This window comes from Agrobacterium larrymoorei (assembly GCF_030819275.1).
Taxonomy (GTDB): Bacteria; Pseudomonadota; Alphaproteobacteria; order Rhizobiales; family Rhizobiaceae; genus Agrobacterium; species Agrobacterium larrymoorei_B.
In genome coordinates this window covers 1,159,427-1,172,478 of sequence record NZ_JAUTBL010000002.1, presented here as the reverse complement: position 1 = coordinate 1,172,478, position 13,052 = coordinate 1,159,427, and the positions used below count along the sequence as shown (strand labels likewise).

8 protein-coding genes, 3 tRNA genes and 1 riboswitch are annotated in these 13,052 nt (G+C 56.4%); of the genes, 3 read left to right on the top strand and 8 right to left on the bottom strand.

Annotation, left to right across the window (positions count from 1 at the left end; genetic code table 11):
• Positions 1 to 399: 399 nt before the first annotated feature.
• Positions 400 to 476, bottom strand: a tRNA-Asp gene (locus QE408_RS14305).
• A 43-nt stretch (positions 477 to 519) separates the two neighbouring features.
• A tRNA-Asp gene (locus tag QE408_RS14300) sits at positions 520 to 596 on the bottom strand.
• A gap of 649 nt (positions 597 to 1,245) precedes the next feature.
• Here QE408_RS14300 and QE408_RS14295 point away from each other — a divergent pair.
• A tRNA-Val gene (locus QE408_RS14295) sits at positions 1,246 to 1,321 on the top strand.
• 644 nt (positions 1,322 to 1,965) lie between these two features.
• Here the strand turns inward: QE408_RS14295 and QE408_RS14290 are convergent.
• The 5 genes from QE408_RS14290 to clpP all read right to left on the bottom strand — a co-directional run bounded on the left by QE408_RS14290 (position 1,966) and on the right by clpP (position 9,057).
• Positions 1,966 to 2,868 (bottom strand): DMT family transporter, encoded by a 903-nt coding sequence (locus QE408_RS14290; protein ID WP_306932175.1) that lies wholly within the window; start codon positions 2,866 to 2,868, stop codon positions 1,966 to 1,968.
• 221 nt (positions 2,869 to 3,089) lie between these two features.
• Positions 3,090 to 3,240: riboswitch (FMN riboswitch) on the bottom strand.
• Between the two features lie 242 nt (positions 3,241 to 3,482).
• Complete coding sequence (hupB, locus tag QE408_RS14285) at positions 3,483 to 3,758, bottom strand: DNA-binding protein HupB (protein ID WP_306932173.1); 276 nt, start codon at positions 3,756 to 3,758, stop codon at positions 3,483 to 3,485.
• A gap of 201 nt (positions 3,759 to 3,959) precedes the next feature.
• Entirely contained in the window at positions 3,960 to 6,377 is a 2,418-nt protein-coding gene (lon, locus tag QE408_RS14280; protein ID WP_306932171.1) for an endopeptidase La, read from the bottom strand.
• A 410-nt stretch (positions 6,378 to 6,787) separates the two neighbouring features.
• The gene (gene clpX / locus QE408_RS14275; RefSeq protein ID WP_296038183.1) at positions 6,788 to 8,065 is read right to left on the bottom strand and encodes an ATP-dependent Clp protease ATP-binding subunit ClpX; all 1,278 of its coding nucleotides are present in this window, start codon (positions 8,063 to 8,065) and stop codon (positions 6,788 to 6,790) included.
• A gap of 359 nt (positions 8,066 to 8,424) precedes the next feature.
• Positions 8,425 to 9,057: an ATP-dependent Clp endopeptidase proteolytic subunit ClpP gene (gene clpP, locus QE408_RS14270; RefSeq protein WP_306932169.1), complete on the bottom strand. Its 633-nt coding sequence runs from the start codon at positions 9,055 to 9,057 to the stop codon at positions 8,425 to 8,427.
• Between the two features lie 417 nt (positions 9,058 to 9,474).
• On the opposite strand from clpP, the gene QE408_RS14265 reads away from it, so the two are divergent.
• Both QE408_RS14265 and QE408_RS14260 read left to right on the top strand, forming a co-directional pair.
• On the top strand, positions 9,475 to 10,722 hold the full coding sequence (locus QE408_RS14265) for a GGDEF domain-containing protein (protein ID WP_306932166.1): 1,248 nt from the start codon (positions 9,475 to 9,477) through the stop codon (positions 10,720 to 10,722).
• A gap of 60 nt (positions 10,723 to 10,782) precedes the next feature.
• On the top strand, positions 10,783 to 12,030 hold the full coding sequence (locus QE408_RS14260) for a cytochrome P450 (RefSeq protein ID WP_306932165.1): 1,248 nt from the start codon (positions 10,783 to 10,785) through the stop codon (positions 12,028 to 12,030).
• Here QE408_RS14260 and QE408_RS14255 read toward each other — a convergent pair.
• Positions 12,020 to 13,006 carry a helix-turn-helix transcriptional regulator gene (locus tag QE408_RS14255; RefSeq protein ID WP_306932162.1) on the bottom strand — a complete coding sequence of 329 codons (987 nt, stop codon included), beginning with the start codon at positions 13,004 to 13,006 and terminating at the stop codon, positions 12,020 to 12,022. The two genes, QE408_RS14260 and QE408_RS14255, sit on opposite strands and share 11 nt — an antisense overlap.
• Positions 13,007 to 13,052 lie beyond the last annotated feature (46 nt).

Below are 13,052 nucleotides of genomic sequence, written 5' to 3'. Positions count from 1 at the left end.
AGCGTCGGACACCCTTTTAGAACTGACGTTCCGCAGGGCCGAATTGTGTTGCAACGCCGCAGTGGTTAGCGCAGCCGCGCCATCTCTGCAAGGGTTTAAGCACCTTTTCGCGCCAATCCCGCCACGGATTAGACACCATAACGTCAAACAGCTGGTGCATAGCCCATTCGACATATAGCTAAATACTTAAAAAATATCGACAAAAATCGCGCAATCCGTTGCTGTAGAAAGTCACATGATTTTGCATCGTCCGGTAACGTTTTATGACACCGCGAAGGCAACAAAACTGGACTTTTCGGAGGAACAATCCGACCGGCACAAAGAGGCAGAGTCGGCTCTATGCCGCGGTGCAAACCGCACTGGGAAGATCCGACTTGGCTTATTGGAGGTAGAAGAAAGTGGCGCGAGTGACGGGGCTCGAACCCGCGACCTCCGGCGTGACAGGCCGGCACTCTAACCGACTGAGCTACACCCGCGCATGACGAACGCTTGGCGTTCGTAGAGTTCCGAGGGACAGGATGGCGCGAGTGACGGGGCTCGAACCCGCGACCTCCGGCGTGACAGGCCGGCACTCTAACCGACTGAGCTACACCCGCATCTCCTGACAGGAGGCTTTCACCTCGCTGCACGAACCGCCTCGGCTGTTCGTTGAGCGGCTAACTAAGGCGTTCGTGTGGGGGTGTCAAGCAGCTTTCACGACAAAAGAATAAGCTTGTGCATTTTGCCTTAGAACCAAGATCGAAAAGCCCGGCTTTCCGGGCAATCGATGATGCACACCAGAATTGGCTTCGCAAACATCTTATCCACAGACCGTGCATTCCCTTTCTCAGCACATCGTTGAGTCGCACTAGAAATGCGGCACGTTAGGGGAGTCTCTCCCCTTCCCTTTGGAACGGGCCATTCCCCAATGACGGGGCGCGTCCATTGTCTCCAGACCTGAACCATTGTTCCGTGGAGGAAGGAGAGATGCCCGCACGAAAAGGCCGGTGTTGGCAGTATCAAGGCGGGCTCACGTGGTCATAGCGCCTTCGTGCTCAGATTAATCAAATGCGTCTGGTTTGCCGCGCAGGCGGTAACCACCTGAAGCACAAACGGAATTTGAGACGGTACCTGGACCTTTCTCTCTGTTCCTCGTCATAAAAAATCGGAAAAAACAAAAAAACTTCACAAAGGCTCTTGCGGTTTCCATCCGATCCGAATAGATCACGGCCACCGACGCGGCAGACACGATCTGCAAGACGCGAAGGGCGATTAGCTCAGTTGGTAGAGCGCCTCGTTTACACCGAGGATGTCGGGAGTTCGAGTCTCTCATCGCCCACCATTTTCTTCCCATGTATTATTTTGGCATAAGCAACTGGTGTCTTGAGGCATTAATGTTCAGCCGTGTTTGCGATACGGTGTGCCGTTCATTGATCGTTCGCGCGATGTGAGATTCTCGAGCGAGTTCAGTTCGACGACGCTCATATTCTCACACTACCTGTCCCAGAATCGCACGTTCGCTCGTGCCTCGATTCAAGAATTATAAATATGTTTCGGATCATAAATATGGTGCCGTCCTCATGATGAAGACGCGACTAATGGGATGAGCCATGTCACTACACACCCTCGCCACTTTGGCGCTTATTGCCTTGCCTATTTACTTCTTCTTCCGATGGGTTCAGTACGATTCGGAGAATCAGGACAAGCAGCGATAGACGCCTCGGCACTCTCTTTCTCAACTTTCCTATAGACGCCCCACCTAACCGTCATTTGCACCGGTACGGAGGGCAATGCAGGTTTCCCGTTGATGGGTAAGTCCCACAATGAGCAGTGCCTGCATCCGCGCCGTTGGATCGCGCGTCTGATGCGTCCCTACCCTCCGCTGACCAACCAAGTTGAAAGAAACCGCAATGGGTATTGATGCATCACCCAGGTGATTGACATTAAGACCGGGCGCGATGCGCCCGGATTCTTTCTATGACGCCGTCAAGAGGCGGCTGTCGCTTCTCTGCCTGCCTCACGCAGCATCAGGAAAAGCGAGGCGCAGAGGATAAGAAGGGCTCCAAGCCAGAGATAGCCGCTTGGCGCATAGCCAAACACAATCCAGCCTGCGAAGACGTTGAGCGGCAGCTTCAGGTCGTCGAACGGCTGGACATAGGCGGCATCGGCCGCGTTGTAGGCAAGTGTCAGTAGATATTGCCCGAGCGCCGTCAGCAGCCCGGCACCAAGTAACAGCCAGAGAGCAAGACCTTCCGGGACCGCGAAGCCCGAGGCTGCAGCCAGGCCCGCATTGATCGGTGTCAGCAGGACGAGCAACCAGACCGTGACCGTTTCCGGTGGCTCGTGATGCGTGAGGTTCTTCATGATCAGCGACGATCCACCCCACAGCAAAGCAGACAGAATGGGCAACAGCGCGGCCATGGTGAAGCTGTCTGACCATGGCTGGAGGATAATCATAGCACCGATGAAGCCCGTCAGCGTCGCCAGCCATCTATCGCGGCCGACGGTTTCCCCGAGGAATAGCCGTGCGCCGATGATGATAAAGAAGGGCGAGGTCATCACCAGCGCAATGGCCTGCCAGATCGGCACTGTCACAAGTCCCATCACCCACGCCTGAACGCCGAAAGCGGCAAGAAGGACGCGGAAGATGTGGCGGAAGGGATAGCCGGTTTTCATCGCGCGCAAACCGAGCCGAACAAGCAACGGCAGCGAGAGGATGAGCGCGAAGCCATATTGCCAGAAGGCTGTGGACGCTGGCGGAAACCCCAGCGTCATGGCGAGCTCCTGGGTGACGACATTCAGTGCGGCAAAGGCGATACCCGCCAGAACCATGAAGCCGGCACCGAGAACGGCCCGGGAACGTAAGAGCGAAACAGCGCTCTGATTCATGTCATGCTTCCTTTTCCAAAGGACCAACACAAATCAGGACAGATGAGGACGACGAAACCGCATCCCGAAAGAAACGGTAAAACGCGCACTGCCCCTCACCGCCATTAAAGCGCATCGCGATCCTAAGATTCGCACCCGGCGCTTCAATCATCGCATGTGATAGCGCAAAACCGCTTTAGGCATTTGCGCCACATGCTTCGGCAGACGAGAACGCAGCCTGACCTCATTCTCTTTCATCCGGACTATCACCGTCGGCTCCGGAGTCACACCGGATCTGCTGACCCTGCTTCTCCTTTGAAAAACAGGCGCTCGCGGGCTTGAGATTTCCCTCTTACCGCCGGTGGGGAATTACACCCCGCCCTGAGAACGAATGCCGGAAGAACCGACACGACAGAAATATGGCACGTCACGCTCGAGCGCAAGATGGTCAAAAGAAAGCCCGGCGCTGAGGCCGGGCTTACAGAATATCGAATTGTCATCGGCCTCATGCGAGACGAGGCTCCAGCACCGGCAGGAAAATCAGAATCGATTTTCGGGAAGCAAGATGCGTAGACTTTAGGAAGATAGAGCGTCCCTTTTTGCGTCCACACGGATGCACGGCGCTCTAGGACGGATCAGCTGTTGACCGCATCCTTCAGGCCCTTGCCTGCGGAGAACTTCGGGACGTTGCGAGCAGGAATATCGACCTCTTCGCGGGTCGCCGGGTTGCGGCCCTTGGTTGCCTTGCGATGGCTGACGCTGAAGCTACCGAAGCCAGCGAGACGGATGTCGCCACCAGCCTTCAGTTCGTTCTGTACGGTTTCAAATACGGCGTCAACGGCAGAAGCGGCATCAGCCTTAGACAGGCCAGCCTTCTCGGCAACTGCGGTAACGAGCTCGTTCTTGTTCATGTTTCCATCCCTTTCAGTGGTATGAAACGACTCAAAATCAGGTCCGCGCAGAATAGAGTTCTATTCGCGCACCGCCACCCAAAAGCGATGGAATCGCCTGAAAAACAAGAGGTCTCGTTATCTTTTCACAAAAAAGGCCGGCATTTCCGCCGGCCTTCCAGAAGTTCTGTGCTAATTTAGCACCAGACAACGCTCAAGTTTTTAGTGAGCAATGGTCTGGTTGCCATCATCGACACCTTCGACAGTCGCAATGACCGGCGTTTCGATGCTGCCGTCCCACTCGATCGGCTCGGGTTTGCGGGTCAGAGCATGCTCAAGAACCTCACCCATGCGGGACACTGGGATGATCTCCATGCCGTTCTTCACGTTGTCCGGAATGTCAGCCAAATCCTTGGCGTTCTCTTCCGGGATCAGCACCTTCTTGATGCCACCGCGAAGCGCTGCAAGCAGCTTTTCCTTCAATCCGCCGATCGGCAGGACGCGACCACGAAGGGTGATCTCACCCGTCATCGCCACATCCTTCGAGACTGGAATGCCCGTCATGATGGAGACGATCGCCGTTGCCATGGCGACACCTGCGGACGGACCGTCCTTCGGCGTGGCACCTTCCGGCACGTGTACGTGGATGTCGCTCTTGTCGAAGCGTGGAGGCTCGATGCCGAAATCGACCGCACGCGAACGGACATAGGACGCCGCCGCAGAGATGGATTCCTTCATCACTTCCTTCAAGTTACCGGTCACGGTCATGCGACCCTTGCCCGGCATCATCACGCCTTCGATGGTGAGCAGCTCGCCACCCACTTCGGTCCAGGCGAGACCCGTTACGACGCCCACCTGATCCTCACGCTCGGCCTCGCCGTGACGGAAGCGCGGCACACCCAGATAGTCGTGGATGTTTTCTGCCGTGACTTCGACCGACTTGGTCTTACCCTTGATGATCTCGGTAACGGCCTTACGGGCAAGCTTCATCAGCTCACGCTCAAAGTTACGAACACCGGCTTCGCGTGTGTACTGCTGGATCACGGCCATCAGGGCGCCATCGGTCACGGAAAACTCTTCCGGACGCAGAGCATGTTCCTTGATTGCCTTCGGCAGCAGGTGCCGCTTGGCGATCTCGCGCTTTTCGTCTTCCGTGTAACCGGCAATACGGATCACTTCCATACGGTCCATCAAGGGGCCTGGAATGTTGAGCGTGTTGGCGGTGGTCACGAACATGACGTCGGACAGGTCGTATTCCACTTCAAGGTAGTGATCCATGAAGGTGGAGTTCTGTTCCGGATCGAGCACCTCGAGCAGAGCCGACGATGGATCGCCACGGAAATCCATGCCCATCTTGTCGATTTCATCGAGCAGGAAGAGCGGGTTCGCCTTCTTGGCCTTCTTCATCGACTGGACGATCTTGCCCGGCATGGAACCGATATAGGTCCGGCGGTGACCGCGGATTTCGGCCTCATCACGAACGCCACCAAGGGCCATGCGAACATACTCGCGACCGGTTGCCTTGGCGATGGACTTCGCAAGCGATGTTTTACCAACACCTGGAGGGCCGACAAGGCACAGGATCGGGCCACGGATCTTCGTCGCACGGGCCTGTACCGCCAGATATTCGACGATACGCTCCTTGACCTTATCCAGACCGAAGTGGTCTAGATCAAGAACCTGTTCGGCAGCATTGAGATCCACCTTGACCTTGGACTTCTTGCCCCATGGCAGCCCCAGCAGCCAATCCAGATAGTTCCGCACGACGGTGGCTTCCGCCGACATCGGGCTCATCTGGCGAAGCTTCTTCATCTCCGCTTCGGCCTTTTCCTTGGCTTCCTTGGAGAGCTTGGTCTTGGCGATGCGCTCTTCCAGTTCGGCCATCTCGTCACGGCCATCCTCGCCGTCGCCAAGCTCCTTCTGGATCGCTTTCATCTGTTCGTTCAGGTAATATTCGCGCTGGGTCTTCTCCATCTGGCGCTTAACGCGCGAGCGAATGCGCTTCTCCACCTGAAGAACGGAGATCTCACCTTCCATGAAGCCGAGAGCTTTTTCCAAGCGCTGCTTCACGCTGACCGTCTCAAGCATCTCCTGCTTTTCGGTAATCTTGATGGAAAGGTGCGAGGCGACAGTATCGGCGAGCTTGGAGTAATCGTCGATTTGCCCAGCGGCACCAACCACTTCGGGAGAAATCTTCTTATTCAGCTTTACGTAGCTTTCGAACTCGGACACGACCGAGCGCGACAGAGCTTCGATTTCGACCGGATCTTCAACCGGCTCATGCAGGATCGTTGCGGTCGCTTCGTAAAAGTCTTCGCGGCCAGTGTAATCTTCGATCTGCGCACGGCCCTTGCCTTCAACAAGAACCTTGACGGTGCCGTCGGGCAGCTTCAGCAACTGAAGAACGTTGGCGACAGTGCCAACTTTATGAATGGCCGATGGATCCGGATCGTCGTCACTCGCGTTGATCTGCGTGACAAGCATGATCTGCCTATCGGAGCCCATGACCTCCTCGAGTGCACGAATGGACTTTTCTCGTCCGACGAACAGCGGGACGATCATATGCGGGAAAACGACAATGTCGCGCAGAGGAAGTACGGGATAGGTACCGCCAGATGCAGCAGACGTGATGTTCGTCATATCATTTCCTTTCCATGGTCCCTGTAAGGGACGCTTGCCGGACGTCTTGGGAAGTTTCCGGCATATTCTTATTCGTGACTGAAAGTGGAGTTTCGCACTGTCATTTTCAAGTCACGGAAACCAGCAACCCGCTGTCTATCATAGGGCTGCATATCCTTTAAAAAACCGATGGGCTTGAATACGCCTCTACTATCCACCTCTCCCGAGCCCCACGAAGGTGGATTCGATAAGCGACCGTCATAAACGTTACGCCATCACACAAATCACTCGTAAGACTCTATCAGCAAAGCATAATCCTCTCCAACTCAAAATCGGAAGCCGGTCGGGTTATCCGCTCTTTATAGGTATGGAACAGAAAAAAGGCCCGCCAACGGCGAGCCTTTTCAACTTGATGCGATAAGCGTTGGCGATCACGCCGACACATTCGCCTTTTCGTCCTGACGATCAGCGTAGATGTAGAGCGGGCGAGCGAGGCCGCTGACGACTTCGTCCGAAATCACCACCTCGCGCACGCCTTCCAGCGTCGGCAGATCGAACATCGTATCGAGCAGGATCTTTTCCATGATCGAACGCAGACCGCGAGCACCCGTCTTACGGGTGATGGCCTTGCGCGCGATTTCACGCAACGCATCCTCGTGGAATGTCAGTTCCACATCTTCCATCTCGAACAGGCGCTGATACTGCTTGACCAGAGCGTTCTTCGGCTCGGACAGGATCTGGATCAGCGCATCCTCATCGAGATCCTCAAGTGTTGCCAGAACCGGCAGACGACCGATGAACTCGGGAATTAGACCGAACTTGACCAGGTCTTCCGGCTCAAGTTCACGCAGCACCTCGCCAACGCGGCGGTCGTCTTCTGCCTTAACCGTCGCCCCGAAGCCAATGGATGTCTTCTCGCCACGGGCAGAGATGATCTTGTCTAGGCCCGCAAATGCGCCGCCGCAGATGAACAGAATGTTGGTCGTATCCACCTGCAGGAATTCCTGCTGCGGATGCTTGCGACCACCCTGCGGAGGAACGGATGCGACCGTACCTTCCATGATCTTCAGAAGCGCCTGCTGAACACCCTCGCCCGATACGTCACGCGTAATGGACGGATTGTCCGACTTACGGGAAATCTTGTCCACTTCGTCGATATAGACGATACCGCGCTGGGCGCGCTCGACATTGTAGTCGGCAGCCTGGAGCAGCTTCAGAATGATGTTTTCGACGTCTTCACCGACATAACCGGCTTCAGTCAGCGTCGTCGCATCCGCCATGGTGAAGGGAACATCGATGATGCGCGCCAGCGTCTGGGCAAGATAAGTCTTGCCGCAACCGGTCGGGCCTACCAGCATGATGTTCGATTTCGCCAATTCAACGTCGCCGTTCTTGGAGGCGTGCGCGAGGCGCTTGTAATGGTTATGAACGGCAACAGACAGGATTTTCTTCGCCTGCTTCTGGCCGATGACGTATTCGTCGAGGATCTTGATGATGTCCTGCGGGGTGGGAACACCCTCACGCGACTTCACCATCGAGCTCTTGTTCTCCTCGCGGATGATGTCCATGCACAATTCGACGCATTCATCGCAGATGAACACTGTCGGCCCGGCAATCAGTTTCCGGACTTCGTGCTGGCTCTTGCCGCAGAATGAACAATAGAGTGTATTTTTCGAGTCGCCGCCGTTGCTGCCGCTGACTTTGCTCATATCTCTTTCCTTCCAGCACGCCGCAGGTCCGCAAAGCGGAGCGCGGTCAACTTACCGCCTGCAAATGCGACCGCCATGCCTGACCTTCGCATCCGCTTCGTTCCCGGGGTACTAGCCGTATCAGATACATGAACTGACGCACGGCGGCAACGAATTCCCCTTAAAACCCCGGAACACGCGTGCTCCGGTATGTTTTGCGACGCTCCCCCTTAAAGCTTTACGTTGCTCGGGAGAGCTTGGTTCAGACTACGTCATAAAAATTCAACATAGCCTTAATATGTACTATTAGCGCTTTCTCTGCCGGTTTAAAGCCCAGAATTACATCTGCGCCGATAAACCGGCATCAACATGCGCTCACTTTAGCTCGCGGAAACGCCTTCGATTTCCTGGCGAGAGGTGAGGATCTTGTCGATCACGCCCCAGTCCTTCGCCTCTTCGGCATCCATAAAATGGTCGCGATCGAGGGTCTTTTCAACGTCTTCCAACGTACGGCCCGTGTGTTTTACGTAAACTTCATTGAGGCGACGCTTCATCTTGATGATGTCGCGAGCGTGGCGCTCGATGTCGGAGGCCTGTCCCTGGAAGCCGCCGGACGGCTGGTGAACCATGATGCGGGCATTCGGAGTTGCAAAGCGCATGCCCTTCTCGCCGGCTGCCAGCAGCAGCGAGCCCATCGAGGCAGCTTGACCAACGCAGAGCGTGGAGACGGCAGGACGGATGAACTGCATCGTGTCATAGATCGCCATGCCGGCGGTCACGACACCGCCTGGAGAATTGATGTAGAGTGCGATTTCCTTCTTCGGGTTTTCCGCCTCGAGGAATAGAAGCTGGGCGCAGACAAGCGAAGCCATGTGGTCTTCGACAGGCCCTGTAAGGAAGATGATGCGCTCTTTGAGAAGACGGGAGTAGATGTCATAGGAGCGCTCACCGCGATTGGTTTGCTCTACGACCATCGGCACCAGAGCCATGGCGGTATCAACTGGATTTGTCATGTCCGTCCTTTATCCAATTCTAGCCCGGAAGCTCCGAGCGCCCGGAATCATTATTCGTCAACTCACTACATAGAGTGTCCTTGGTCGGCACTTCAAGACTGAGGCAGCGGATATCCTTAATAGCGAGGACAATTCTTGCGCTGCATTAAAGATGAAATCCCTTGCAGGCCAGTCTTCCTCGCGCTGCGCCATGCACTCATCAACGACGAACACCGCGACTGGTCAACAAGGGGTTAAGCGGAGCAAGGGGGTGACGAATTCTTTACGTTACGTGAGGAAGATACATTGCGTGAGAGTTTTTCGTTGAAAGTCGCCTATCAGGGGAATACACGTCGACGGCGCGTTTTCGGCCCCATTCCTCGATCACACTCGACGATCAGACGAAGCGACCCATTGAAATTCAAGTAGGATTGCGCAGTGTTCGAGGCCCAAACAGGAATGCTTCTCTGGTCGTTGGAAACATCGACCCTTGCTGCATTGCTGGCCGTGCTTTGGCTTCATGCGCCTTCTAAGAAACACCACCTGTTTTTTGCTTGCGGTTTTGCCGCTGTGGGTATCGGTTCTGCGCTGGTGTCGCAACGGGGCTATCTCGCCGATTTCTGGACGATCATCGTCGGCAACACGCTTGCGCTTTCGGCCTTCGGCTTTTGGCTGGCCGGCCTGCTTCGCCTCGAGCGGCGGAAAATCGAGGGCTGGATATTCATTCCTCCGCTTTTGTGGCTGGCCTTCATGTTTCTGCCGCCGGTGCGCGACAGCATGCTGGCACGCGTTCTTGTCTATCATCTGTGCGCTGCCATCGGTTACTGCACGATCGCCGGCGTCGTGCTGACGTCCAAAGAGCCGCTCTCGACGACGCGTAAAATCCTCGCCGCGGCCCTCGTGGTCCATGCGCTGATCGGTCCTCTTACCGCCGCCCTGATCATTCCCTACAACATGCTTGTAGGCCAGAGACTGCCGCTGACGGCACCGGTTGCCTATTCAGCCGCGTTCAGCTTCGTGGTGTTGATGATGATCGCCGTAAAGATGTTCATGGAGGACAATGAGCGACGGCTTCACCGCCTGTCCGTCACCGACCATCTCACAGGTGTCCTCAACAGGAGGGGCCTGATGGAAGCCTTTCCGCGGATCAAGAAGGCACCTGAACATCGCTCATCACAGCTCATGCTTGCGCTGTTCGATATAGATCATTTCAAGAAGATCAACGACCGTCACGGTCACCAATGTGGTGACGATGTGCTGATTCAGTTCTGTGCTCTCGTCGACCGTATCGTCGGGGTTAAGGGTACCTTCGTGCGCATGGGCGGTGAAGAATTCGCTTATCTGCTGACCCATAGCGATCTCAACGCTGCGCTCAGGATTGTCGATGGCGTGCGTGTCTACTTCGCTCGGCTGTCCACCGAGGGGATCGGGGGGAGCTTCTCTTCCACCGTCAGTATCGGCATCTACTCCGCACCGGTCGTGGAGGCGGACTTGGATCTGATGTTGAAAATGGCAGACCGGGCGCTCTACGCGGCGAAGTCCGCAGGCCGTAATCGTACGGTCTTCAACGACGGCGTTGCCAATGTCGTGTTGCCGGCAGATGACCGCGGTGAAGATCCGCACGACAACAATGCCGACCGTCAGGTCGCAGCACTCAACCGCATCGCGGCCATCGGCAGCGCTTAAGTCTTTTTCTCGGCCCTGCCTCCCTTCCCCGCCGGCCATGTTTTCGCTAGACATTCGGGCATGAACACCATGCTCGACTTTCTCCACATCGATGCGCAAGAGCGCTCCGTCTCGCTCGACGCCCGTAACCCGGCGTTTTATGGCAATCCCAACGCCACATACGCTCTTCTTCACGCCCACTGTCCAACCTTCTATTGGAAGGAACAAAAGCAGTGGTTTTTCACCGGCTATGATCATGTGAACGCGCTGTTGCGTGACCGTCGCTTCGGGCGGCAGATCCTGCACATCGCCACGCGCGAAGAACTTGGCCTGCCCGAGCCGCTCGAACACACTCAACATTTCGATGCCGCGGAGCGTCACTCTCTGCTGGAAATCGAGCCGCCGGAACACACAAGGCTGCGCACGCTTGTGAACCGCGCCTTCGTCTCCCGCCACGTGGAGAAGATGAAGCCTGAGATCGAGACGCTGGCCCACGGCCTGATCGACCGATTCGAGAAGGATGGAAAGACGGAGCTGCTTTCCTCTTTCGCCGATATCATTCCCGTGACGATGATCGCCAGGATGATCGGGATCCCCGAGGACATGGGACCGCAGCTCCTTAAATGGTCGCATGCCTATGTCGGCATGTATATGTTCAAGCGCAGCCGCGAAGACGAGCTTGCCGCAGATCGCGCTGCCAAGGAATTCGCCGATTATGTGCGCAGCGTGATTGCCGAGCGCCGGGCCGAGCCGAAGGATGATCTGCTCAGCCATATGATCCACACGGAACACAAGGGCCAGTTTCTGACCGATGATGAGCTGATTTCCACAACAATCGTGCTTCTCAACGCCGGCCATGAGGCGACCGTCCACCAGATCGGCAATTCGGTACGCGTCATTCTGGAGAGCGGCATCGACGTTCAATCACTGTTCAGCGACGAGAAGACGACCGAACGGACTGTCGAAGAGACGCTTCGCATCGGTGCGCCCGTTCATATTTTCCAGCGCTGGGCCCTGGAGCCGGTGGAGATCGACGGCGTAAAATTCGAGCGGGGTGACAAGGTCAGCCTCATCCTCGCCGCCGCCAATCTCGATCCGCAGAAATTCAGCGACCCCCTCACCTTCAAGCCGGATCGTGCAGAGGCCCCGAACCTTTCCTTTGGTGCAGGCATCCATTTTTGCATCGGCGCGCCGCTGGCGCGGCTGGAACTGAATATCGTTCTGCCGCTTCTCTTCCAGCGCTTGCCGCACCTCAAGCTAGCAAGCCAACCGAAGGTGAAGGACGTCTATCATTTCCACGGCCTCGAACGGCTCGACCTCACGTGGTGACGTCGTCTGCTCCCTGCGCGTAGCGGCTCATCAGCGTTTCGATCGCGTGACGCATGGACCTTCGCAATTCCGGCGGGTCGATGACCTCGACCTCTGGCCCCAGTTTCAACATTTCATGAACCGCCATGCGCGTCTGCGCTACGGGCAGCCGCACTGTTTGCCACCCGGCCTCGTCGGCCTCCCCGACGAAACTGAAATTGGCGCGGACGTAAGGTGGCGCGGTATGCTCGAGTTCTTTCAATCCATAGGGTGAAATTCGTATCGTCGCCCAGTGCGGATAAAGATCGAGCTCGAGCCTTCTCGTGTTCTCGTTCCAGTAGGCGGCCAGGTCGAAGCCCCTCGGCCAGTCAAAACCTTCGTCGGTAACGATGAGGTCGAGGACGCGAGATATACGATACGTGCGGTTCGTGTTGTCAACACGCGCGACCACGTACCAGGCGCCGCCCTTCATGACGATCCCTAGCGGTTCTGCGACCCGGGTCTTTTCGCCTGTCCATGATCGATAACGGATGCGGATGCGCTTGGAACTCCAGACGGCACCGGCGATGGCTTGCAAATAATGCGGCTGCTCTCCTTCGGCGAGCCAAGTCGGCGCGTCGAGATAGAATTTCGTCTGCAAGCGTCGCGCACTTTCGCGCAAATCCTCCGGCAAGGCGGCGGTGAGTTTCTTCTGTGCTCCAGCCATGAGCGCTCCCAAGCCGAGATCAGCGGCAGCGCCCGGAATACCCGACAGAAACATGGCCTCCGCCTCGGAAGGTGTCAGCCCATTGAGGCGCACGCGGTAACCGTCAAGAAGACGATATCCGCCATCTGAGCCTCGCTCACTGTAGACTGGCACGCCTGAGAGCGAAAGCGCATCGATGTCCCGATAGATCGTTCGTACCGAGACATCATTCTCCTCAGCCAACGCCTCAGCCGTCACCAACCCCTTCGCCTGAAGAGTGGTGAGGATGTTGATCAGCCGGCTCGCACGCATCGAAGAAATTCCTGTTTCTCGATCTATTGCTAAACCAACCTGACAT

Coding starts and splice junctions, on each gene's coding strand:
- clpX (WP_296038183.1), bottom strand. CDS start 8,065: ATGAGCAAAGTCAGCGGCAGCAACGGCGGCGACTCGAAAAATACACTC.
- QE408_RS14255 (WP_306932162.1), bottom strand. CDS start 13,006: ATGCGTGCGAGCCGGCTGATCAACATCCTCACCACTCTTCAGGCGAAG.
- QE408_RS14290 (WP_306932175.1), bottom strand. CDS start 2,868: ATGAATCAGAGCGCTGTTTCGCTCTTACGTTCCCGGGCCGTTCTCGGT.
- clpP (WP_306932169.1), bottom strand. CDS start 9,057: ATGACAAATCCAGTTGATACCGCCATGGCTCTGGTGCCGATGGTCGTA.
- lon (WP_306932171.1), bottom strand. CDS start 6,377: ATGACGAACATCACGTCTGCTGCATCTGGCGGTACCTATCCCGTACTT.
- hupB (WP_306932173.1), bottom strand. CDS start 3,758: ATGAACAAGAACGAGCTCGTTACCGCAGTTGCCGAGAAGGCTGGCCTG.
- QE408_RS14260 (WP_306932165.1), top strand. CDS start 10,783: ATGAACACCATGCTCGACTTTCTCCACATCGATGCGCAAGAGCGCTCC.